The 24,995-nt window shown below is 21.2% G+C and carries 23 protein-coding genes and 1 pseudogene; 12 read left to right on the plus strand and 12 right to left on the minus strand.

Features of this window, described 5'->3' with window-relative positions; genetic code table 11:
* Window positions 1–207: 207 nt before the first annotated feature.
* The 10 genes and pseudogenes from ACTCUI_RS00635 to ACTCUI_RS00680 form a co-directional block, all read right to left on the minus strand.
* Window positions 208–939: an ABC transporter permease subunit gene (locus tag ACTCUI_RS00635; RefSeq protein WP_463430784.1), complete on the minus strand. Its 732-nt coding sequence runs from the start codon at window positions 937–939 to the stop codon at window positions 208–210.
* Window positions 940–978: 39 nt separating this feature from the next.
* On the minus strand, window positions 979–1,998 hold the full coding sequence (locus ACTCUI_RS00640; protein ID WP_463430786.1) for a MetQ/NlpA family ABC transporter substrate-binding protein: 1,020 nt from the start codon (window positions 1,996–1,998) through the stop codon (window positions 979–981).
* Between the two features lie 135 nt (window positions 1,999–2,133).
* Window positions 2,134–2,832: an ATP-binding cassette domain-containing protein gene (locus ACTCUI_RS00645; protein WP_463430788.1), complete on the minus strand. Its 699-nt coding sequence runs from the start codon at window positions 2,830–2,832 to the stop codon at window positions 2,134–2,136.
* A 125-nt stretch (window positions 2,833–2,957) separates the two neighbouring features.
* Complete coding sequence (sufU, locus tag ACTCUI_RS00650; protein WP_463430790.1) at window positions 2,958–3,410, minus strand: Fe-S cluster assembly sulfur transfer protein SufU; 453 nt, start codon at window positions 3,408–3,410, stop codon at window positions 2,958–2,960.
* A gap of 88 nt (window positions 3,411–3,498) precedes the next feature.
* Entirely contained in the window at window positions 3,499–4,758 is a 1,260-nt protein-coding gene (tyrS, locus tag ACTCUI_RS00655) for a tyrosine--tRNA ligase (RefSeq protein ID WP_463430792.1), read from the minus strand.
* Window positions 4,759–4,829: 71 nt separating this feature from the next.
* On the minus strand, window positions 4,830–5,183 hold the full coding sequence (rplS, locus tag ACTCUI_RS00660; protein ID WP_463430794.1) for a 50S ribosomal protein L19: 354 nt from the start codon (window positions 5,181–5,183) through the stop codon (window positions 4,830–4,832).
* 4 nt (window positions 5,184–5,187) lie between these two features.
* A pseudogene (gene trmD, locus ACTCUI_RS00665) lies at window positions 5,188–5,929 on the minus strand (tRNA (guanosine(37)-N1)-methyltransferase TrmD).
* Window positions 5,929–6,186 carry a 30S ribosomal protein S16 gene (gene rpsP, locus ACTCUI_RS00670; RefSeq protein WP_463430796.1) on the minus strand — a complete coding sequence of 86 codons (258 nt, stop codon included), beginning with the start codon at window positions 6,184–6,186 and terminating at the stop codon, window positions 5,929–5,931. Before rpsP ends, trmD begins: the two are co-directional and overlap by 1 nt.
* Window positions 6,187–6,318: 132 nt before the next feature.
* Complete coding sequence (locus ACTCUI_RS00675) at window positions 6,319–7,122, minus strand: Bax inhibitor-1/YccA family membrane protein (RefSeq protein WP_463430798.1); 804 nt, start codon at window positions 7,120–7,122, stop codon at window positions 6,319–6,321.
* Window positions 7,123–7,489: 367 nt separating this feature from the next.
* On the minus strand, window positions 7,490–8,821 hold the full coding sequence (locus ACTCUI_RS00680; protein ID WP_463430800.1) for a bifunctional folylpolyglutamate synthase/dihydrofolate synthase: 1,332 nt from the start codon (window positions 8,819–8,821) through the stop codon (window positions 7,490–7,492).
* A gap of 289 nt (window positions 8,822–9,110) precedes the next feature.
* Here ACTCUI_RS00680 and ACTCUI_RS00685 point away from each other — a divergent pair, with 289 nt between their 5' ends.
* The 4 genes from ACTCUI_RS00685 (at window position 9,111) to ACTCUI_RS00700 (ending at window position 12,737) form a co-directional block, all read left to right on the plus strand.
* Window positions 9,111–9,755: a superoxide dismutase gene (locus tag ACTCUI_RS00685; protein ID WP_463430802.1), complete on the plus strand. Its 645-nt coding sequence runs from the start codon at window positions 9,111–9,113 to the stop codon at window positions 9,753–9,755.
* A gap of 33 nt (window positions 9,756–9,788) precedes the next feature.
* Complete coding sequence (locus tag ACTCUI_RS00690) at window positions 9,789–10,214, plus strand: transcription antitermination factor NusB (RefSeq protein ID WP_463430804.1); 426 nt, start codon at window positions 9,789–9,791, stop codon at window positions 10,212–10,214.
* A 417-nt stretch (window positions 10,215–10,631) separates the two neighbouring features.
* A complete protein-coding gene (locus ACTCUI_RS00695) occupies window positions 10,632–11,858 on the plus strand; it encodes a DEAD/DEAH box helicase (RefSeq protein WP_463430806.1) in 1,227 nt (408 codons plus the stop codon).
* 6 nt (window positions 11,859–11,864) lie between these two features.
* On the plus strand, window positions 11,865–12,737 hold the full coding sequence (locus tag ACTCUI_RS00700; protein ID WP_463430808.1) for a deoxyribonuclease IV: 873 nt from the start codon (window positions 11,865–11,867) through the stop codon (window positions 12,735–12,737).
* Here the strand turns inward: ACTCUI_RS00700 and ACTCUI_RS00705 are convergent.
* On the minus strand, window positions 12,722–13,417 hold the full coding sequence (locus ACTCUI_RS00705; RefSeq protein WP_463430810.1) for a hypothetical protein: 696 nt from the start codon (window positions 13,415–13,417) through the stop codon (window positions 12,722–12,724). The two genes, ACTCUI_RS00700 and ACTCUI_RS00705, sit on opposite strands and share 16 nt — an antisense overlap.
* A 747-nt stretch (window positions 13,418–14,164) precedes the next feature.
* Window positions 14,165–14,344 carry a hypothetical protein gene (locus ACTCUI_RS00710; RefSeq protein WP_463430812.1) on the minus strand — a complete coding sequence of 60 codons (180 nt, stop codon included), beginning with the start codon at window positions 14,342–14,344 and terminating at the stop codon, window positions 14,165–14,167.
* Between the two features lie 1,699 nt (window positions 14,345–16,043).
* Here ACTCUI_RS00710 and ACTCUI_RS00715 point away from each other — a divergent pair.
* The 8 genes from ACTCUI_RS00715 (at window position 16,044) to ACTCUI_RS00750 (ending at window position 24,979) form a co-directional block, all read left to right on the plus strand.
* Entirely contained in the window at window positions 16,044–17,723 is a 1,680-nt protein-coding gene (locus ACTCUI_RS00715; protein ID WP_463430814.1) for a DEAD/DEAH box helicase, read from the plus strand.
* 116 nt (window positions 17,724–17,839) lie between these two features.
* On the plus strand, window positions 17,840–19,222 hold the full coding sequence (locus ACTCUI_RS00720; protein ID WP_463430816.1) for a TldD/PmbA family protein: 1,383 nt from the start codon (window positions 17,840–17,842) through the stop codon (window positions 19,220–19,222).
* Complete coding sequence (locus ACTCUI_RS00725; protein WP_463430818.1) at window positions 19,222–20,550, plus strand: TldD/PmbA family protein; 1,329 nt, start codon at window positions 19,222–19,224, stop codon at window positions 20,548–20,550. The genes ACTCUI_RS00720 and ACTCUI_RS00725 overlap by 1 nt, the downstream gene beginning before the upstream one ends.
* A gap of 121 nt (window positions 20,551–20,671) precedes the next feature.
* Window positions 20,672–22,366, plus strand: coding sequence for a DNA polymerase III subunit gamma/tau (gene dnaX, locus ACTCUI_RS00730; RefSeq protein WP_463430820.1), 1,695 nt, complete (start codon window positions 20,672–20,674; stop codon window positions 22,364–22,366).
* A 15-nt stretch (window positions 22,367–22,381) separates the two neighbouring features.
* On the plus strand, window positions 22,382–22,660 hold the full coding sequence (locus ACTCUI_RS00735; RefSeq protein WP_463430822.1) for a YbaB/EbfC family nucleoid-associated protein: 279 nt from the start codon (window positions 22,382–22,384) through the stop codon (window positions 22,658–22,660).
* A gap of 48 nt (window positions 22,661–22,708) precedes the next feature.
* Window positions 22,709–23,224: a DNA-directed RNA polymerase subunit delta gene (gene rpoE / locus ACTCUI_RS00740; protein WP_463430824.1), complete on the plus strand. Its 516-nt coding sequence runs from the start codon at window positions 22,709–22,711 to the stop codon at window positions 23,222–23,224.
* A 163-nt stretch (window positions 23,225–23,387) separates the two neighbouring features.
* Window positions 23,388–24,107: a CDP-alcohol phosphatidyltransferase family protein gene (locus tag ACTCUI_RS00745; protein ID WP_463430826.1), complete on the plus strand. Its 720-nt coding sequence runs from the start codon at window positions 23,388–23,390 to the stop codon at window positions 24,105–24,107.
* Window positions 24,108–24,136: 29 nt separating this feature from the next.
* Complete coding sequence (locus ACTCUI_RS00750) at window positions 24,137–24,979, plus strand: phosphatidylserine decarboxylase (RefSeq protein ID WP_463430828.1); 843 nt, start codon at window positions 24,137–24,139, stop codon at window positions 24,977–24,979.
* Window positions 24,980–24,995: the final 16 nt, after the last annotated feature.

The following is a 24,995-nucleotide window of genomic DNA, read 5'->3' on the forward strand; positions in this document are numbered from 1 at the left end:
CAAAATTATTTTTATTTTATTTGATTGAAGTGGGAGGAAACTACAAAACTCCATAAATTATTCAACACATAATTTCGAAATATAATCAAAATATATTTTTATGTAAAATTAAAACAACAATTAAAATTTAATTAGTTTTTAATTCAAAATATTTATAATTAAAAAAAAACGAGATAAAATAATATATATTTTTAAAATATTATTATTTTATCTCGTTTTATCTAATTTACGGATAATAAAATTACCAATTAAATTTACTATCTGAACCAGTAAAAATATGATTATAATAGATACTAAAATTAAATCTATTTCTTCGAAACCTGATTGTTTAAAATTAATATTAGAATTATTCCAACCATATATATAAATTATATTACTTAAACCGCCTTGACCTACAATATGTAAAACACTGGAATAAGCTAACGAAGATATAAAAAGAGAAATTAATTTTACAACTATAAAAGCTCTAGCTTCCGTTAATAAAAAATATTGAATAAATTGTTTTTTATTAGCTCCTAAAGTATAAGCTGTTTGATAAAGTTCAGGGTTAATTTGCGAAAATATATGTTCACAATTACGAGCGAAAACAAAAATTAAAATAAAACTTAAGCAAAAGAAAGCCGCTTTAAAACCATAATAACATCTAAAATTAGGACCTAAGAAATGATTAATTATTAAAATGATTAACATCAAATATGGAGTAGACAGAATAATATTAATAAAAACATTTATAATAAAATAAATTTTATTTTTTTTTTGGAGTTTTAATAAATATAAATATACAGCTAATAAAAAACCTAAAACACTAGAAATAAAACAAGATAAAAAAGTTAACTTTACAGTTTCGATAAAACCTTGCAATAATAAATAATTTCCATTAGATGGAGAATATTTTAAAACATTCCAAATACGATAAAAATAAGAAAAAAAATTTTTCATATAATGAGATTTATTTCCTCCGACCCGCCTTTATCAGCATTAAGCAAATTTAGTATTAATAAATCTAGCTATTTTTTCTTTTTCATCTTTTGGAATCACTAAACCTGTTATTTTACTTTGTAATTCTTCAATTGACTTATCTTTTTGTAAAATCTTTTTTAATTTTATTATAAAATCATTTTCTTCATTTTCTTTTTTTGTTATTAATGAAATCGTATAAGCTATATTATAATCATTATTCTCAGGTTTTTTTAATGTTTTAATAACATCTATTTCTTCTTTTTGAACTCCAGCAAATGAAGGATAATTAATAAATAAATCATATTCATCATCGCTACTATCTTTTTTATCTTTAAATTCAAGCACCATCGCAGATAAAGCCTTTGGACTTTTATCCTTTGACTTAAATATTTGAATAATATTTGGATTAATTTCGAAATCATCCTCAGTCAAATCAAAACATCTATTTTTCATATTTTCATTTATATCTTCGTGACCAGTTTTTCTTTCTATAATTTTGAGTTTTTCTAAAAAACGTAAACTAATATTAATTTGATGAGGTTCATTACAAATTAAAATCTTTATAGGTTTTTTGTTTGAACCTTCTTTAATTTTTTTAATAACTGAATCAAACTCATGGGAATTATGTATTTTATATTCATTTGGTCTATCTTGTTTAACATTATATAAACCTATATAAGCCCAATAAACAGGTTGCGCAACAACAAATTGAAAAGGTGAATCGTTTCGATTTAAAAAATAAACATAAGGTAAATGCGAATCTAATGTAGCTATTACTTCATCATTTTTCAATAATCTATTATGTTGATCAAAATCTGATAAAGAAATTATCTCTACATTTTCATAACCTTCTTTTCTCAATTCCTCTTTAATATTAGGGCTATTCAAAAAATCTTTCATACTAGGTATAGCGGTAGCTATTTTAAAAGTATTTGATTTTTTTTCACTAAAATAAAACAAACCATAAACAACTGTAAAACAAAATAAAAGTAAAAAAGAAATAAATAATTTTTTTCTTTTAATTTTATACCAAAACATCAATTTTTCCAGTACCTTGTCTAAAAATATTTTATTATTTTTTGTAATATTAAAATTTACGCTTAAAAAATAAAACTTATGTTTTATTTATATTTTTGTAAATAAAAAATATTCGCAAAAAAATTATAATTTGATTTATTTTGCAAAAATTTCTTGATAAGATAATGATCTAAAATCACAAGAAGGTGTTAAATCAATAATTTCTTCTATTTCACCCTTATTCAAAATAGCAACTGAATGGCATAAAGTTTTTATAACCGAACTATCATGCGAAATAATAACAATAGTTGTTTTTGTTATTTTATTTATTTGATGAAATAATTGAAGAATACTTTTGCCTATTTTTTCATCTAAAGATGAAGTAGGTTCGTCACAAAAAATAATTTTAGGTTTATAAACTAAAGTTCTAGCAATAGCTACTCTTTGTTTTTGACCTCCAGAAAGTTGTTTAGGATATGAGTAAATAAAATCTGATAATCCTACAAAATTTATAACTTCTAAAACTCTATGCTGAATATTTTCAGGATTATAATTCCTAATTTTTAAAGGCAAAGCAATATTATCGAAAACATTTAAATTAGATAAAATATTAAAATTTTGCCAAATAATACCGCTAGATTGATAATCAAATTTTTTGACAATTTTAGTCTCTTTTCTTATATCGGGTTGTTCCAAACCATTCATTATTTTTAATAAAGTAGTCTTGCCAGAACCAGTTTCTCCTACTAAACCAAAAATTTTACCTTCTGCGATATCTAAATTAATTTTTGTTAAAATAGGAATAGTTTTTTTATTTATTGCAAAACTTTTATAAAGATTAACTATTTTTAACATAAACCCACGACAAATATTCCAATATACCTTTTCTATTAAATTTAAATGAAAAAATTCTCTAAAATAAAAAAATAATTTAAATTTGAAAATTTACAAATTTCAATATAAATTGAAAATATTCAAAATTAAATCAAAATTTGTTTGTCTTTTACCTGATTTTTTATCATTTGTAATAATAATTGCCAAGGCATAGAAGCGCATATAAATTTACCAGGGAAATTTTGAATTACTTTCAAACTTTGTAATTCTTTATCTAAGTGACTCGGATTAAAAACTTTATTTTGCAACATATTACAAAAATTTTGTATTTTATGAAAAGCTAATGTTAAATTATTTTTGTTTAAATGCGAAGACAATAAAGAAGCAGAAGCTATTAAAATAGCACATCCTCTTACTTCATATTTAATATCAGTAATATTTTGATTCTCAAATTTTACTTGTAAAATAATTTCGTCGCCACAAGACATATTTTTTTTTTGCATAACGCAATAATGAATTGATTCGCTATCTTTCACTAAACCTTTATTCAAAGGATTACGATAATGTTTAACTATTAAATCTCGATATAATTTATTCATCAAATTAAATTATAAAAATACACCTTTCAAATATTTACAAAAAAACAATAATAAAATATAAAAAAACAAAAAAATTTAATTATTTAAACTAAAAAATAATTAAAGAATGAAATTTATCTTTTTTTGTTAATAAAATATATTTAAAAAATAAACATTTATCAGGGGTTAAAATATAATCAATTTCTTGAATAGATTTATTATTAATCTTGATAGTCTTAGATAATATTAATCTTTTAGCTTGTTTTTTTGAATCAGCTATTTGATTTCGAACTAAAGCATCAACTAAAGAAATTTGTTTGTGAACATTTATTATCGCTAAATGTTTTTTTAATAAAACAAAATCTTCTTTTTTAATATTTTTTAATTCAGAACGAAATAAAATATTATTCACTCTATAACATTCTTCGAAGTTTTCTTGCCCGTGGACAAAAGAAACAACTTGTTTTGCTAATTCTTGTTGAGCTAATCTTTTATGAGGGTATATTTTCACTTGATTTTCTAACTCTAAAATTTGTTCAATCTCTAGTAAAGTTAACATTTTTAAATAATTAATAACATTACGATCATTAACATTAAAAAAAAATTGATAAATTTGATAAGGTGTTGTTAGTTTTTCGTCTAACCAAACAGCATTTTTCTCACTTTTGCCAATTTTAAATCCTTTACTATCTAATAAAAGCGACAGACTCATGCCTAAAGGTTTTTGTTCATGTTTATTATTTGTTTTTCTATTAATTTTTTTTCTAATTAAATCTAACCCAGATGTAATATTACCCCATTGATCAGAACCACCTAATTGCAAAACAATATTATGGTTTTTATATAAATAATAAAAATCTAAAGCTTGCAAAATCATATAAGAAAATTCAGTATAAGAAATACCTTTATCTAATCTTTTTGCTATCTTATCTTTAGAAATCATATAATTAACATTAAAATGTTTACCGTATTCTCTTAAAAAATCAATAATATTAATTTTAGATATCCAATCATAATTGTCTACAAAAGTTACTTTATTGTTTGAAAATATTTTTGTTAATTGTGATTTTATTTCAATTAAACTCTTTTGAATATTTTCATGATTTAATAAGCGTCTTTCTTCCGTTTCTTTCGGATCTCCTATTAAAGAAGTAGCTCTACCTATTAAAATAAAAGGAGTATGTCCTTTTTTTTGTAACAATAAAATAGTTATAATTTGAACTAAATGGCCAATAGTTAAAGAATTAGCGGTTAAATCAAAACCTACATAAAATCTAATCTTGTCTTGATTTAAAAGTTGTTCTATTTGTTTTTCATCACTAAAATCTTTAATTAGATTTCGCCATTTCAATTCTTGAAATAAAAACACAAAAAAACTCCTTTTATTATTTTATAATATCTTTTATTTTCACATAATTTAAAATTAAACAAAATAAATCTTTATTTTTTTTCTTTAATTTTAATAGCTTTATTTGATAATTTTCTAATATAGTATAATTTAGCTCTACGCGCTATACCACGACGTACAATCTCTATTTTTTCATAACAAGGAGAATGAACAGGAAAAATACGCTCTACACCTACTCCTGAATATACTTTTCTAACAGTAAAAGTTTCAGAAATAGAACTACCTTTACGTCTAATAACTATGCCTTCGAAAATTTGAATTCTTGTTTTATTACCTTCTTCAATTTTATCAAAAACTTTTACAGTATCTCCTGGTCTAAAATCAGGAACGGTTCTTAAATTTTTTATATTAATTGAATCAATCAATTGTTGGCCCTTTAGATTCATTTTTTTATCTTTCCTTTATGTTTTTTTCTTTTTTAATTTCTATTAACAATTTTTGAGATTCTATATCTAAATTCATTTTATCAAATAAGTCTGGTCTCTTAAAAAAAGTATTTTTTAAACTTTCTTTTTTGCGCCATCGAACAATTTTGGCATGATTGCCAGATAAAAGGATTTCAGGGAACTTTATGATTTTGATACTCTCGAGGTTTAGTGTATTGAGGATATTTCAATAAACCTTTTTGATGGGAATCTTGAAGATAAGACTCTTTTTTAATAACTCCGGGTAAAATTCTTATCAAAACATTCATTAAAATAATTGCACCAAATTCTCCTCCAGTTAAAACATAATCTCCTATTGATATCTCTTCATCAACATAATTCAAAACTCTTTCATCTACCCCTTCATAATTACCGCACAAAATTATAAAATGAGAATAATTTTGTGAATATTTTATAGCTTTTTGTTGATTTAACAAATGACCTTGGGGAGATAATAAAATAATTTTTGTTTGTTCATTTTTCTTTATTTTTTGCAAACATTCATAAAAAGGAGGAAAAGACAATAACATGCCGTTGTCTCCGCCATATGGAGTATCATCAATTTGACGATGCTTATTTTGGCTATAATCCCTCAAATCATAAATATTAATATGAACTTGTTTTTTTTCTTGAGCTCTTTTTATAATAGAATTATTCAAAAAACTATCGAAAAAATTTGGGAAAATAGTAATAATATCGAATTTCATTATTTATTCGAAATTAATTTATTTTGTCGTTTAGCTCTTTTTAATAAACTTTCGACAGTTTTGGTAGGTTGAGAACCAAAAGATAACCATTTTTCAACTTTTTCCAAATTTATATTAACTGAATTACGAAATGGTTCATAAGTACCTAAAATTTCTAAAAATTTACCATCTCTTTTATTATGAGACGCCGTACTAACTATACGATAAAAAGGTCTTTTATGATTACCGAAACGTTGTAAACGTATTTTTGTTGACATTTAAAAAACTCACTTTCTATAAAAAAATGCAAAAATAAAAAAACATAAAATTGTTTTGTTTATTTATAATTTTCGACATTTCTTTTTTATTTTTAATTCAAATTATTCATTAACAATAAATTAATTTATTTTCTAATCTTTTTCTCTAAATAATTCTTTTAAACGAATTAAAATATCTAATATTCTTATAAAAATAGATATGAAAAGAAAAGTAAAAACTAAAGACAATTGCCATTCATATTTTTTTGGCATGCTATTCATAACCATATCTTCAACATAATTAAAATGTAAAATCAAAATAACTACAGAAAAACATATAACAAATAAATTAATAGGGATAACTAAAAAAGTATTAAAAAAAATTGAAAACCAAGTACTTTGAGATCCGCTAAATAAAAAAAATTCAATTAGTAAAACAAAAAAATAAAATATTTCTACTCCGAATAATACCAAAAAAATCAAATACATATTTTTTACTAATGGAGCATCAGCTGATAAAACTAAAGATCCATTATAATACAAATAAGATACAACCAAAAAAATGAAAAAAGTAGAAAATAAAGCTAATGCAGCCAATTGAAAAGCAAAATTCCCGTAACGTATTCTCAATATATCTAAAAGAAAACCTATAGAAATACCATTAAAAATCGAATAAACAAAGGAACATATTTTAGAACTTGATATAGAACTAATTCCCCATCGATAAGATATAAAAGTTACCAATGAAAAACATAAGAATAAAAAATTATAAGTACCTAAAGAATAACAAGCTATCCCTGCAGATAAAGCAGAAACTAATAACAATAAAATTGTTTTTATAGCGATACCTTTACGTGTTACTCTATTCTGGTAAATAATATTAGATTGAGAAACAGTAAAAAAATCATTTTTAATCTGTTCTAAACCAGAATTTATTTTAATTTTATCTCTGAACATCGGATTATTTTATCCTTTCCATTATAATATATCGAAATATTTTATTTTAATATTACAAAAAAATAAAAATATTACTACAAATATTATATATTAATAAATTTAATATTTAAAGTAATAATTATCCCAACACATCTTTAAATATATTTTTGTAAAAAAAATTAATACTTCCTTATAAAATTTTTTATATTATTGTTTTTGCATCATTAAATTTTACAAATTTAATTTAATTTTATGTTAAATAAATTATTCATTAAATTATAATAAAAAAAATGAAAATATTTGCCAAAAAATATATTTTTTATTATAATTATTTTAATTTAAATTAAATACTATATTAAATACTTTGATGTTGAAACATTTATTATAATTATTTATTTTTTTTATTTAAATTCATTAAAAAATGACGTACTTGTGAAGCAAAATACAAAGAACCCACTATTAAAAGTAATTTATTAGGTGAATTTTGAATTATAAATTCTTTTACTTTATTTTGCCAACAAGAAATATTAAATATTTTATGAATATTTACTTTGTTATATTTTGGGTTTAAACGAAGACTTTTTAAATGTTCAAATTCACTTAAATAAATATTTGCTTTGTCTAACAAAGTTAATCGCTTTAACATATCCAGGATATTCTTGTCTTTTAAAGCAGTAAATAAAACATCAATCTTATAATTAATAAAATTTTTATTCATCGTTTGAACTAATTTTTTAATAGAATGAACATTATGAGCACCATCTAAAAAAATTAAAGGCTCATCTCGTAATTTTTCCATTCTAGCTCTTAAATGAATATTCTGAAATCCTTGAATAATATTTAATCGGGTAAAATTAATTTTTTGTAATTCGCAAACTAAAATAAATATTTGAATAGCCATAGAAGCGTTTTCCGGTTGATAATAACCTATTAAAGGAGTGTTTAATTTTTTTATTTTAAAATTTTTATTTCGGAAATCAAAATACTCATGCCATTTATATAAACCATAATAAAATATTGAAAAATCTTTTTTAAATTTATAATGAATAGCTTGTTTTTCTTTAGCTTTTTCACAAATCACACTTAAAGGTATATTAGAAATATTTCCAGTAACTATCGGAATTTTATATTTAATAATACCTGCTTTTTTTAAGGCAATTTTTTTTAAATTATGGCCTAAAAATCTTTCGTGATCTCTACCAATTGTAGTAATAGCTGTCAAAATAGGTTCTACTACATTAGTACTATCTAATTCGCCGCCCAAACCAACTTCTATAATACAAATATCAATTTTTTTATAATAAAAATATTCAAAAGCTATAACGGTTAAAATTTCAAAATAAGTTATATTACCGCCAGCAAGATTATTTTGTTTTAAATAACTTATTAAAGGTCTAATTTTATTTATTATTTTGATTAAATCATCATCAGAAATGAATTGAGAATTAATTTGAATTCTTTCATTAAATATTTCAATATGAGGCGAAACAAAAATACCTACTTTTTTAAATTTAGTTTGTAATAAACCATTTAAATAATAAACAGTAGAACCTTTGCCGTTGGTTCCTGCCACATGAATAACTTTTATTTTTTTTTCTGGATTATTTAATAATTTCAGTAAAGCTTTTATTTCGTACAAATTAAAAAAAGTAGAATCTATTTTGTCTTGATTTTTATCTTGATTATATAACCAAAATAAAGCATTTTTTTTATTTTTCATAAGATTTATATTATGATCCTTAATTCGTGTCAATCTTTTTTTATTAAAAACATTTTCATCATAAAAAATTCTTTTATTAATAATTTATATTAAAAAATAATCATTCAAAATAACTTATTTAGATTTTTACAACACTTTATATTTTTATAACATTATTATATAATAAGAGTGTTGTAATTTAAATAATAATTGAAATTTAATTTTCATCTTAACATTATTATTTAATAAAAAAAATTATAATAAATAATTATAGAAGTATTATTTTCAAGAAAGGAAATAAATCTAACTCATGAAAAACGAAGTTTTATTTAAATTACCAAAATTAAATTATTCATATGACGCTTTAGAACCTTTTATAGATGCTAAAACAATGGACATTCATCACACTAAACATCATCAGATTTATATTAATAATCTAAATACCGTTTTAAACAAATACAAAATTTTTAATAAAGATTTAGAAGATCTATTAACAAATGTATCCTCTTTGCCAAATGAAGAAATTCAAAAAATAGTCTTAAATAATGGAGGAGGGCACTTTAATCATTCTTTTTTTTGGACTATCTTAAAATTAAATGAAACTTTAAATGACTCTTTCCAAATAAACCAATTAATTAAAAAAACTTTTGGTAATTTAGAACATTTCAAAAATCAATTCACAGAAAAAGCAAAAAGTCTTTTTGGTAGCGGTTGGACATGGTTAATTTGTGATTTTCAAAATAATTTAAAAATCATTAATACTCCTAACCAAAATACAGTTTTAAATGTCGGTCATCCTCTATTAGGTATAGATATATGGGAACATGCTTATTATCTAAGTTATCAAAATCGTCGTATAGACTATATAGAAGCTTTTTACAATGTTATTAATTGGTCACAAGTAGAACAATATTTAAACAAAGCGCTTTCACATAATTTATCTTCAAAAATTTAAATGATAGGTTATTATAATTAAAAAAATATTTTTATGTTGCCCAAAAAAATGAAAAAAATAAGATTTGGTATTATTATTAGTTTATACCAATACGATTTTTATCAAGATCAATATGATTTGTATCAAGAAAAATTAAATCAAAATAATGAAGTTAAAAATCCTTTTATTTTAAAATACATTATAAAAAATATTTGTTTAATTGATAAAATCATTAATAAAAGTTTATATGGATATGAAATAAATAGATTAAATAAAGTAGATAAAGCAATTATTCGATTAGCTACTTTGGAATTATTAGAACAACAAAATTCTCATAAAATTATTATTAACGAAGCTATTGAAATTAGTAAAGAATATTCCACTTTAAACGATGATAAACAATATAAATTCAATAATAAGATTTTGCATTTAATTTATGAAGATGTTCGAAAAAATAAATATAAAACAAACGAGCTTTAAAAAAAGCTCGTTTTTTTTAATTTCTTGAAGAAATCTTTTTTTATTTCGATAATTTGATAATATATTCTATAAATTTAAATAAACCAAATAAAAAAGGCAAAAGAAAAATAAAAATTAAAATTATTAAAAAGAATTTACTGACCCAAGATACTTTATTTTTCGGCAAATTAGAAGAATTGCTTTTTTTTATTGATTTTTGCTTATTTTTATGATTAAATTTTTTTTTCATTTTTAAACCTCATTTCTTTTTTAAAATAAAAGAATATTTTTGTTCTCAAATATCAATTTTTCAATTAAACTTATTTAAATAAAACAAAATCAAAATTCAAACTTTTATATATACTTATATTATATATAAAATTATATAAATGAAAAGAATACTAAAAATTATTTATTTTCATCAAAAAGGATAAAAAAATGGAAAATTATATTAAAAATAAATTAAAACAATTAAATTTTCAACAGATAACTCCAATTCAAAAAGAAGTATTCATGCATTTTAACAAACCTTATCATTTGGTAGGCAGCGCTCCTACAGGTACAGGAAAAACTCATGCTTATTTATTACCAATTTTAAGCAAAATTAATTGGGACAAAAATATAATTCAAGCAGTTATTATTGTTCCGACTAATGAATTAATTTTCCAAGTTTTTCAAATGCTTAAAGAAATCGAACAAAGAAATTCTCAAGTCAAAATTCTTTATGGAGGAATGAATAAAGAAAAAATATTAAAAAGTTTAGAAAAAAAACAACCTCCTTTAATCATAACTACTTTAAATAAATTAATCGAGTATACAATCATTTTCAAAAAATTAAACATTTATAAATCTTCTTTTTTAGTCTTAGATGAAGCAGATACTTTATTTGAACAAAAATCTTTATCTTCATTAGATCTATTATTAACAAAATGGAAACCGAAAATTTTATTATTTTCAGCTTCCATCACAAATAATATGAACCCATTTATTCAAAAATATTTTGGAAAATCTTTATTTTTAGATATAACTTCTCAACAAAAATTAAATTTAAAATATTACCTTCTAAAAAGTTCTTTAGACAAGCGCTTAAATGATTTAACACATTTAATGAAAAATTTAAATCCTTATTCTGCTTTAATTTTTATTTCTAAAAAAGAAGAACAAAATAAAATATATAATTGTTTAAAAATGCATCAAATGAATATTTTGAATTTTTCCTCTGATTTAAAATCAAAACAAAGAAAATATTTAATGACAGAAATTAAAAAAAATAAATATCAATATATCTTGGCTAGTGATTTAATAGCTAGAGGTTTAGATTTAGACATTGAATGGGTAATTAATTATGATTTGCCTTCTAAAAATTTAGAATTTTTTCAGCATCGCAGCGGAAGAACAGGAAGAATGGGAAAAGAAGGCAAAGTAATTATTTTTTATGATGAAAAAGATCAACCTTCTTTAACAAAAATTCAAAAAAATTATAATATTTTGTTTCAAAAAATAACATTAACTGAAAATAGTTTTCGTGAAATCGAAACAGAAGTGAAAAAAAATATACCTAAAAAAAGATTTTCTTCTGCTAAAAAAAATAATTTTATTCAAAATAAAAAGAAAAAAACTGATTTAATTTATTCAAAAAATAAAAAGAAAGGTTTCAAAATCTAAAAAAAAATGATTAAAATAGGCAGTCACGTATCATTTAAAAGCCCTGAATTTTATTTAAATGCTCTTAAGGAAGCATTATCTTTTGGTTCTAATACTTTTATGATTTATTCAGGACCTCCTCAAAATACTAAAAGAGTAAATATCTATCAAACTTACATCCAAGAAACATTAATAGAAATGAAAAAAAACAAAATTTCTCTAAATGACTTATCAGGTCATGCCCCCTATATTATTAATTTAGCTAATCCTTCTTTAGAAAAAAGAAATTTTGCTATCTCTTTTTTAACTGATGAATTAAAAAGATTCGCTCATTTACAAATTCCTCAAGTAGTTTTACATCCTGGCAATTATCTAAAACAAACCAAAAAAGAAGCTATTAAATTCATTTCAATAGGAATTAACAAAATTTTAAAAAATACAAATCATTTAAAAAATAAAATAACTTTAGAAACTATGGCCGGAAAGGGCACAGAAATAGGTTCTTGTTTCCAAGAATTAAAAGATATTATTGATTTAATAGAAAACAAAGAGAGAATCGGTGTTTGTTTTGATACTTGTCATGTTTTTGATGCAGGTTATGATATTAAAAATAAATTTACCGAAGTTATAGAAGAATTTAATAATGTTATCGGCTTAAAATATTTAACTCTTTTTCATATTAATGATTCTAAAAATGATTTAGGCAGCAAAAAAGATCGACATGAAAATATAGGTTATGGTCAAATAGGATTTGATGCTTTAATAAAAATTATTTATTATTCCGATTTTTTACACTTACCTAAAATTTTAGAAACTCCTTTTATAAAAAATTTACCCCCTTATAAAAAAGAAATTGATATGATTAAGAACAAAAAATTTAATCCTCATTTAAAAGAATAATTTTGAAAATATAATTCATAAATTTTTATAATTCTAGGTTTTATAATAAAAAAAACAATAAAATTTAAAAAATTTGAAATAAAAATAGGAATCAAATTCAATCCCCAAAGACATATGAATATGTTAAAAGAAGAATTTTGGATAAAGTTTGAAATAAAATCGCTTTCTTTAAAATTTTCTATAAGATATGGTAAATAATTAAAATAACCATTAAAAGTCCTAGAAATACTTTGCAACAAAACAATTAAACAAAAACAAAAAAATATTTTCTTATAATTATTTTTACGACAATTTATAAAAATAGAAACAAATATATGGGTTAAAATAGGTATGCAAGATCCTAATATAATTAAGGATAAAAGTCTAAAAAATTTTAAAGTAATATTGCCCTCATAATTTAATGCTGCAAGTTCTATAATATATTTAGGGCATGAATACAAACTAACATCAATAAACATATAAATAAAAAGAAAAATTAAAGTATCGCGCACGGAAAAAAACAATCCTATAAAAAATAAAGGTAAATGCCAAAAAATCCAATAATTAGAATAAATAAAAGGCATTTTCACTTGACTCTTCAAATATATTGAATTTATTTGAAATAAAACTAAAGAAATGGAAATAAAAAGAGAACTAAAGTTTAATTTTTTTAATTGAATTATATTTATATTTTTTTTCATAAAAATTCCTTAATAAATTTATAATGTATCGAAAAAGATAAAACAAATATCATAATAAAATAATTAAAATATTTTGTACAAAAATGATGAAATAATTACTAATTATAATATAAATTTTTTAAAAAAATAAAAATTCCTTTGAAAAAAATCAATTAAAAAAAATAATAACTTTAAGAAATCCAAATTAAAAGAAAATAATTCACAATGATTCTTATCTTAAGAACAATAAATAAATTAAATATTTTGATTATAAATTATCAAATTTATTATAACAAAAAACTGAAAAAAAACGTATTTATTGTATAAATAATAAATAAAAAAATTGATTATTAAAAACAAAAATTATTATGAATAATAGCCATCATTATTTTTATTAAAATAGATAAAAAATTCTTCTGGGTAAAACACAACACAGATAATTATTATCACTTATTTGCATAGCCATTTAAAAGAAGGTGAGAATAACGACTCATAACACCTTATTTTGTTTTCGATTGAAAAATTTATACTACCTTGTGTTTTTTTTGTTTTAACTTATCAATATATTATTGGTTATTCTTCTGGTTATTTTGCTTTTCCTGGTTATTCTATGATTTCCTAGTGGTGTTCTCCTCCTACTTCTATTCCTTTTAAAACCCCTTGTGGTATATAACTTTGCTCTATTACCTGGTGGTCCTTGTATAACCTTTGTCTCCTTTAACGCCTGATGCTCCTTAAGATCTTCTTTTTCTCTTTTTCCTCGTTTTCCTACTTTGCCTGGTTTTCTTGTTCTCCTGGTATTCCTAGTTCCTCCCCTTTGTCTCCTTTTTCGCCTTTTACAATAATTTTATATTTATAAATAATAGTTTTGTCATTATCAGGCTTTAAAGTAGTTCCATAAATTTTAAAAAAATAAAAAAACTTAAAAATATAACAAATATAAAACAATAAAAATAATTATGTAATGATTGTTTTTTAATAGACATTATTCTTTGCAAAATACTTTCTTAATCAATTAATAACGAATTACTAATTAATATAACTTAGTGATTTCAAAATTTATATTTTAACGCTTAATAATAAAAATTAAAAAAATACAACGTTTATCTCTAAAAAATTATAAATTTTTTAAATCGATACATAGTTTTTTAGATAAAAAAATCAAAAAAATTCAAAATTTATATTATATTTACTTTATTCAAAAAATAAACATAACAAAAAAACACAAAACCACTATTATTTTTTCCAAAATATAAATAAAAAAATTTTAAAGTGTTTTGTGGTGCATAAAGTTTTATTTTAAAATTAAATAATTGAAAAATTTATAACAATTAAATAGCTAAAAATAAAAAAAATTTTTAAATAATATTTAAGTTTTCTAATTATTTAATTATAATAAAAACAAAAAATATTAGTCATTAAAAATTAATTCAAAGAATTTAAAATTTTTTATAACTCTTCGGCTTTGATTTTAAATATTTAAAAAAATATTAAAAAAATTGATCTTGTATATAATACAAAAAAAATAAAGTATTTCAAAAAATTTATAAATATTTTGAAATACTTCAATATTAATAACATAAACTTTTATCAAATCATAAAATCTTTCTTAACTGAATCCAAAAAATCTACATAATAAAATATTTTCATAAAAAAATAAAATTTTTTGAATTAATCAATATTATTAAATCTTCAGGTTTAAAACAAAGATATTCGATTATATATTTTGCCGTTTCATCGTCAAAACCATTTTTAGAAAAAAAACCTAATTTAATATCATTAATTTGGAAACATAACCATTTTATTTAAATATTCTTTTTTTGAATTCCGATTGTTTAATAATATTAAAACATATTTTTTTATCAATCCATTTACATTCAAAAATAGTAACTTTTTGATCTTTTTCTTTTTAAAATAATATCAATTTCACAATCTATTTATTTAATTTTATTCATCATTTAACATCTTTTTTTATATCTTTTTTTCAATAATTATAATTTAAAAATATTCATTTTCATATGAGTCAAACGAAAATAAATATTTTTATTGCTTTTAGTTCATTTCAAACTTTTACTCCAATTATTTAAAATATATAAAAATAACTTTTAATTATTATTAAAATTTTTTATAATTTAATTTTTTTTACTTCTATATTAGGACTAAACAAATATTTTTTCAATAATAAATTAAATTAAATTTTATTTAATAAAAAAATGTAAGTAATTTAAATAGAATGTTAAAATTATTATTTTATTAATAAAATAATGTATAATTTAGAGAAAGGTATTTATTTGACTTAGACATATATAAATATAAATTTATTATTTTTTTATTAAAATTAAAGTTAATATTTTTGGATCACAACATATAATATAATAAAAATTTATTTTTATAAATTTAATTGAGTTTTTAAACGAAATATAAAATGTTTTTTTCTAAAATTTATATTATATTTTTATTCAAAAATACAATTTTAAATAATATAATTTAATTTTAAATAAATTTATTTATTTTTTTTCTATAAATATTAAAAATAATAAATAAATTAAAATAATTGTCTGATTGAAGAATAAAATTAAATAAAAAAATGTTATTTAATAAAAATAAATATTTTATTTTTGAATATATAATATAAAGGAAAAAAGAAATGAGTATTTTATTTAAAGAGTTAAATTTATTAAAACAAACTGAGGATGCTTTAGAAGAATTAAAATTTTCAAATCCTACACAAATTCAAGCTTTAGTTATTCCTGAATTTATAAAAGGGAATGATATTATAGCTCAATCTCAAACAGGAACAGGAAAAACTTTTTCTTTTGGTATTCCTATAATTGAAAAAATCGATCCTAAAATAAAAAAAGTTCAATCTTTAATATTATGTCCAACGAGAGAATTAGCATTACAAGTTTTTTTAGAAATTCAAAAACTATTAAAATTCTATCCTGAAATCAAAACTGTTGTTGTCTATGGAGGAGAGTCTTATATAAAACAATTCCAAGCTTTAGATAAAAAACCACAAATCGTTATTGCTACTCCAGGTAGAATGATAGATTTACTAGAAAGAAAAAAAGTTGAATTATCATCAGTTAAAATTTTAACTTTAGATGAAGCAGATGAAATGTTAAAAATGGGATTCCAACAAGCTTTAGAAACTATCTTATCTAACATTCCAAAAGAAAGACAAACTGTTTTATTTTCAGCTACAATGCCTCCTTTCATTAAAGAAATAGCTACTAAATATCAAAAAAATCCTAAAATTTTAAAAGCTAAACAAGATCAAATTGTTGTTAAATCAATTGAGCAATTTTATTTTATTGTAAAAGAATTTGATAAAAATAAACTTTTAGTTCGTCTTTTAGATCAAAAGAACCCAGATTCTGTAATTATTTTCGCAAATACTAAAAAAGATGTGGATTTAATTTTAAATTATTTACAAGAAAGAAATTTTTTAGTAGATGCTATTCACGGAGATTTAAAACAAAACCAAAGACATTATGTTATGAATAATTTTAGACAAAAAAATATTAAAATTTTAGTTGCTACCGATGTAGCATCTAGAGGAATAGATATTTCAGACATTACAATGATTATCAATTATGATTTGCCTCACGAAGAAGAAGTTTATGTACACAGAATTGGAAGAACGGGTAGAGCTGGCAAAACAGGTTCAGCATATACTTTTGTAAGTTTAAGAAAAATTTTTCAATTTAAAAAATTAATGAATTATTTAAAAGAAAAAATAACTCATTTAAGTATTCCTTCGATAGAAGAAGTTCGCGAAAAACAAAATAAATTTTTTCAAGACGAAATTTTACATTTAATGGAAGAACAACAAAAAGAAACAATAAAAGAAAATCCTTTTGTTGATGATTTATTAAAACAAAAAGATCCTAAAGAAATTATTGGAGCTCTTTTAGAACATTTAGCGCCTAAAAAGAAGAATTACGAACATATAGAAGAACCAAACATTTGGCAAAATAATAATTCTCAAAGTTCTTACATTAAAAAAAATAATAATTCAAATAGATTTAATAGGATGAATAATAATTACGGTAATAATTCTAATAATAATTACAGTAATAATAAATTCGGTAAAAAACCTATGATAGAATTAATTATTAACTTAGGAAAAGACGACAATATCAATCCATCATTACTTTTAAAACTATTAAAAGAAAAATTTAATATTTATAGTAAAAATATCGGTAATATAAAACATTTTTATAACAAAACTGTCTTTGAAATTCCTTCTTTTTTAGCTAAACAAATTCAATCCCAAAATAATATTTATTACAAAGATAAACTTTTGCATATCCAAAATAAATAATTTTTTTAATAATTAAAACTTATTAAAAAATAAAATTATTTCATTTTATTTTTTATTATTTAAATGAAAAAATAATAAAAACAATATATAAACAAATTTAAGGAGTTTATTTTTTTATGTTATCTAAAAAAGAAATACAAGATATTTTACAAAAAGGTTTAAAGAAAGGTTTTGATTTTGTTGAATTATTTTTCGAAGACAAAGTTTCTACTACATTAAAAATTATGAATAAAGAAGTAATTAAATATGAAACAGGAAATGTTTATGGAGTAGGAATTCGTTTATTAAAAGAAACGGATGAAATTTATATTTATACTAATAAAATAAATCATAAAAATATTTTGTCTTTGATAGAAGAATATCCTAATGAAAACAAAAATAAAAAAATCGTAGAAATTATTCCTCTTGGAGAATCCAAAAAAATAGATAATAACATTAAAATTCCTTTTAATAATTGGTCTGTTTCTGAAAAAATTACTAAAATAATGAAATTATCTCAAATTATAAAAGAATATGACGAAAAAATTATAAAAAGTATAATTAATTTAGAAGAAAAAGAACAAAATATTTTAATTGCTAATTCTAAAGGTGTTTATCAAAAAGATTTTCGTCCTTATATTAATTGTTCTATGGTTGCTATCGCAAAAGATGGGCAAAATATGGAAGAATTTTATAACAACGAAGGACGTTCAATGGGTTTAGAACTTTTTAATATTATTGATTTTGAAGCTAAAGCCAAACAAGTAGCGCAAAAAGCAATTATGTTACTAACAGCTGAACAAATTAAACCTCAAAATATGACTGTAATAGTAAGTAATGGCGAAGGGGGAGTTATTTTTCATGAAGCTTGCGGACATTCTTTAGAAGCTACTTCCGTCGCTAGAGGGCTTTCGCCCTTTTGTAATAAAATAAATCAAAAAATAGCTTCAGACATTGTAACTGCTTATGATGATGGAACTATTGAAAATTCTTGGGGTAAAGTAAATTTTGATGATGAAGGGCACCCGACTCAAAAAAACCTTTTAATTGAAAAAGGAATATTAAAAAATTATTTAATTGATTATCGTAATAGTTTAAAAATGAAAATGAAACCTACTGGTTCTTCCAGAAGACAATCTTATAAATACTCACCAACTTCTAGAATGAATTCTACTTATATTGTGGCCGGCAAAGATGATCCTCAACAAATTATAAAAGATACTAAATATGGTCTTTATGCTGAAAGTTTTGGTGGTGGAACAGTTACTCCTACTACAGGAGAATTCAACTTTAAAGTTAAATCCGGATATTTAATTGAAAATGGCAAATTGACCAAATTTGTAAAAGGCATGATGATAATCGGAAAAGGACAAGATATTTTATTAAAAATAGACCGTGTTGCTCATGATTTAGTTTTAAAACAAGGATATTGCGGTTCTGTTTCAGGTTATGTACCTGTAGATTTAGGACAACCAACTATTAGAATTACAGAAATAACTGTTGGAGGAAGCAAAAAATAATGATTAATAATAATATAAATTATAAAAAATGGTTTCAAACAGCTACAGAAAATGGTTTTGAAGCATTAGAAATTTTAACTAATGATAACAAAGACAAAATGATTACTTTAGAGGATGGTAAAATTCATGAACATATTAAAAGTGATCTTCAAACAGTAACTATAAAAGGTTTATATAAAAATATAAAATCTTCTATCTATTTAGAAAAAATAGATGAAAACAAAATGAACGAAACTTTAAAAATTCTTAAAAATCAAATATCAGTTTTAAATAGAAAAGAAAAAGATCTTGTTTTTGAGGGGTCACCTGTTTATCCTGAAGTTAAAGATTCTAATTTTGATTTTGACACAATTAATATTCAAAAAAAATATGATTTAATGTTTCAATTAGAAAAAGAATTATCCCGAAGTATTTTTTTAAAAAAAATAGATAGTATTTCTTATAGTGAAAATTATTTTCAAAAACGAATAGTTAATTCTAAAGGTGTAAATTTAAAAGAAAAAGCTAGTTTTTTAACAATTTCCGCTTCTTGTATTTTTCAGAAAAATCAAGAAATAGAAGAAATTTTAGAAAATTTCACAGTTAAAGATTTTAATGAAATTGATGTTCCTAAATATGCTGAAAAAATAATATCTTTAGGAGAAAAAAAATTAACATCTCAATCTTTAGAATCTCAAACTTATCCTACTGTTTTTTCAAATAAAATTTTTGCTAAATTTTTAAATAAATTTAGTAGTATCTTTAATGGAATGAGAGCTTATTATAATTTAAGCAAATTAAAAGATAAAAAAGGGCTAAAAATAGCTTCTTCTAAAGTTACTTTAATCGACGATCCTTTATGTGATAAAGCTTTTTTTCAATATGGTTTTGATGATGAAGGCGTAGCTTGCTATACCAAAAACATTATTAAAGAAGGCATCTTTCAAGAATTTATACACGATTTAAAATCTTCACTTCTTTTTAATACAAAACCTAGTGGTAACAGTTTTGACAATTCTATTTCAATGACTAATTTTTACTTAAAAGAAGGTGATAAAACTTTTAAAGAAATGATTAAACCTATTGAAAAAGGAGTTTATATTGATTCTTTGATCGGATTACACGCAGGTATCGATAATATTAGTGGTGATTTTAGTCTTCAAGCGGCTGGTTTCAAAATAGAACAAGGTAAAATTACTAGTCCTGTCAAAATGCTTGTTATTTCAGGTAATTTTTTTGATATTTTATTAAATTTAAAAGATATAGCCAATGATTTAGTGTTTAGAACATCAGGTTTCGGAAGTCCTAGCGTTTATGTAGGAGATTTAACTATTGCTGGCGAAAATTAATTTTGAAATTTTAATTTTTTTATTAAACAAAATAAAAATTATTTTTTTATAAATATTATTTTTTCAAACTTTATAAATTTATATTGCGCAAAATAAAAAAAAGGATGCCTTATAAAAAAATATGAATTATATAACTTTATATCGCAAACATAGACCTGAAAACTTTAAAAATATAATCGGACAACAAACAATTATACAAACTTTAAAAAATGCTATCAAACATCAAAAAATTCATCATTGTTATTTATTTAGCGGTGATAAAGGAGTAGGAAAAACTACTTTAGCGAAAGCTTTAGCTAAAGCTATTAATTGTTCTTTTTTTCTTAAAACAGAAGATTGTTGTTCAAAAAATAATGATAATCAAAATTATTGCAAAACATGTTTCGCTATAGATCAAAAAAATACTTTAGATTTTATTGAAATTGATGGAGCATCTTATAGCGGAATAGATGATATCAGAAACTTAAAAGATAAATTATGTTATAAATCTGATTTATTAAAATATAAAGTTTATATTATTGATGAAATTCACGTTTTATCTTCAAACGCTTTTAATGCTTTATTAAAAATTTTAGAAGATCCATTAACTAACATAGTCTTTATTTTAATCACTAGCGAATTTAATAAAATTCCTAAAAACATTTTATCTCGTGCTCAATATTTTTATTTAAATAATATTTCTCCTGAAGATATTCAAAAAAAATTAAAATTAATAGCTTCTTTAGAAAATATACCTATTTCAGAAAAAGCTTTAGAAAAAATTTCTTTTTATTCTAATGAAAGTTTAAGAGATGCTCTTAATTTATTAGATAAAGTCAGTTCTTATACAAATAATATTATCGAAGAAAAAGATATTGTAGAAATGTTAGGGATCGTTCCTGAAGCAAATATACAAAATTTATTTAAACTTTTATTCGAAGACAATATAAATGTTCTTATTTCTTTTTTAGAAGAAATTTTTAATTCAAATATAAATTATGTTCTTTTTTTAAAGGATTTCATTGATTTTGTTCAAAAAACATTAATGAATTATTTAAAAAATACTAATCAAAATTTAAATTTGTTTTCAAATTTAAATATCGACGAAAGAGACCTTTTTTTTCAAAAATTATTAGAATTACAAAATAATTTAATGTTATCTAAAAATAAAAAAAATTTATTAATTATTAGTTTTATTCAAATGAATGAGTTTTTAAAAAAATCCAAATATTTGATTAAAAACCCAAATTCAAATGAAATAACAAAAAGAAATAAAAAAATAGAAAATAATTTACCTATTTTGTCTAAAAAAGATATAAATGAAAAAGAAATAACTTTAAAACAAGCTATTTTAAATAATATTATTAATATTTTAAAATGTCCAGATGATTCAACCAAAGATATAATTTGTAAAGGTTGGAAAAAACTAGAAAATTATCCTATTCCTAAATTAGCTAATATCGCTAAATTATTATATAATTCTAAAGTATTATTAATAAATTTTAATAAAGAAATTCTTTTGTCATGTAGAGACGAAATAGAATATAAACAGCTATTAAAAAATGATATTAGAACTAAAATTAAACAAATTCTAAATACAAAACAAAAATTAATTAATGAATATTTTGTAGTTTTAAATAAAGATTGGGAAAACATAATACAACCTGTTTATTTAAAATTTTTAGAAACTCAAGATAAAAAAGATTTAGACTTATCTCATTTTAAAACTGATTTTTATGAACAAAATTCAGTTTTAAATATAGAACAAAATCAATCCCCTATTGTCAAATTAGCCAGGGATTTATTTACTTATGAAAAAGTAGAAATTATTAATTAAAAGGATTTTTTGAATATGAATATGTTAAATAAATTAAAAAAAATTCAAGAAAATATTGATATAGAACAAAAAAAATTAGAATCTAGAGAATTCACATCACAAATCGGAGATATTGTTATTGTTATGCAAGGAACAAAACAAGTAATTGATGTTTTTATTAAAAATTTAGATTTATGTAAAAATTTAGATTTAATGCAAGAAAGTATTTTATTATCTTTTAATGATGTGTTACAACAAGTTGAAAAAGCTTCTAAAGATTTACTTACAAAAGTTTCGAAAGATTATGAATTTTAATTTTAAAAAATGAACAAATATTTTTTTTATCAAAGGAGATGAAAAATTTTGGACAAAAATAACAAAAATATCGATCAATCAAATTCTATGATTGATATTTCTTATCAAATTTTATTAAAAAATCAAGCGCCAATGTCTATTCAAGAATTAATCAAAAATGTTTGCAAAATTAAAAAAATTAATTTAAAAGATATAGATACTTTTTCACAATTATATTTAGATATTGTTTCAAGCGGACTTTTTGTTTTTTGTGGCAATGATTTATGGGATATCAAAAAAAATAATTTAAATTTATGGGATCAAGAGTACTTTTTAGATCCAAACGATAAAGAGACAAAAGAAACAAATATCAAAACAGAAGATATAGAAAAAGAAATTTTAGATTTTAAAGATTTTGATTTGAAAAAAGAAGAAAATAAAGAACACGAAGAAAATGAAGAACAAGAAGACAACGAAGAAAATGAAGAAAAAGAAAAATTAGATTCAGATCTTTTATATGACAATGAAGATAATTTAGATGACAACGACGATAAAATAGAAGAAGAAGTGTTTGACGAAGTTTAACAAAAGATAATAAAAAATAAAAAAAGAATATATATAAGTGATTATAATAATTCTTTTTTTATAAAAAATATTATAAAGAAAAAAATTATTAATTTGTTTATTCTAAAAATATTATTATTACAATTTAGAAAAAACATTTCATAATCGGAGATATATATTATTTATGTTTTTAGGATTTTATAATTATACTGTTTATTTAACTTATTTAAATGCATTAACAGGTTTTTTAGGTATTTATATTATTTTGGATGATAGTAATAATTTAAATCCTATAACATATGCATCTATTTGTTTATTATTATCTGGCATTTTTGATATGTTAGATGGTTTTATTAGTAATTTAAAAAAGAAACGTTCCATAGAAGAAAAAAAATACGGCATTCAAATAGATTCTTTAGCGGATATTATTAGTTTTGGTATTTTGCCAATTTTAATAGAATTTAAAATATTAAAAGACATCGCCAATTTTAAACATAACAAAATATTTTCTTTTTTATTTCTTATAAGTAGTATTGTATATATTTTAGCCGTTCTAATTAGATTAGCTTATTTCAATATTCTTGCTGAACAAAAAATCAATTATAAAACGCCTAAAGAAAATATAAAAGCTTTTATCGGTTTACCGGTTACTTTAGCTTCTGTTATATTTCCTTTTTTAATTTTATCTCAAAATGTTATATTATCTTTTGATAATGGTTATTTCAAAGAACAAATTAAACAATTTTTTTATTTCATATATTTGTTTTTTATTATATTATGTTCTTTTTTATTTGTTTTTAATAAAATTAAATTTAAAAAACCTAAAAATATTATTTTTTTAATATTTTCTTTTTTATTATTCCTTTTATTAATATTAACTTTAATAAAAACAAATATAAATTAATAAATTAATGCAAGAAAGAAAAAAATTCGGTGCCTAATAAAAAAGAAAAAAATAAAAATTTTTTATATTCTGATTTAAATAAAAGATTTTGGAAAAGAGTACTTTTAAAAATTTGTATTTCAAAAATCTTTAATTTATTATGTAGTTTGTATTTAAAATCTTTTTTTTCTAAATTACATCTTAAAAAAGTAATTAAAAAAAATAATATAAATTTAGAATTATTTAATAAACAAAAATTTTCTTCTTATAATGATTTTTTTATACGTAAATACAAACAAATATCTTTTTGTCATGATCCTTCGATTTTTATCAGTCCAGGCGAAGGAAAAATAAGCATTTTACCAATTACAAAAAATAGTATTTATTCTATCAAAGGAGTTAATTATCATTTAAGCGATCTTTTAAAAAATAATTCTTTAGCTTCCTCTTTCCTAGAAGGTTATTTTGTAATTTTAAGACTAAGACCTTTTGATTATCATCGTTATATTTTTATAGATGATGGTATTCAAAAAAAAGAAAATATTAAGAAAATAAAAGGTAAATTACATACTGTCAACCCAATCGCTTTCAAATATTTTAATGTTTTTCATGAAAATAGTCGAGAATATAATATTTTAGAAACAAAAAATTTTAGTACAATAATTCAAATCGAAGTTGGAGCTTTATTAGTGGGTAAAATTAATAATCATCCTATTACTAGCTTTCAAAAAGGTCAAGAAAAAGGTTGTTTTTCTTTTGGAGGATCGACTATTATTTTACTTATTAAAAAAAATAAAGTAATTTTTGAAAAAATTTTTATAGAAAATAGTCTAAAAAATATAGAAACCAAAATTAATATCGGGGATCGATTAGGTTATAAAATAAATATTTAATATATTCATTTAATGT

It is taken from the genome of Brinjal little leaf phytoplasma (assembly GCF_978563805.1).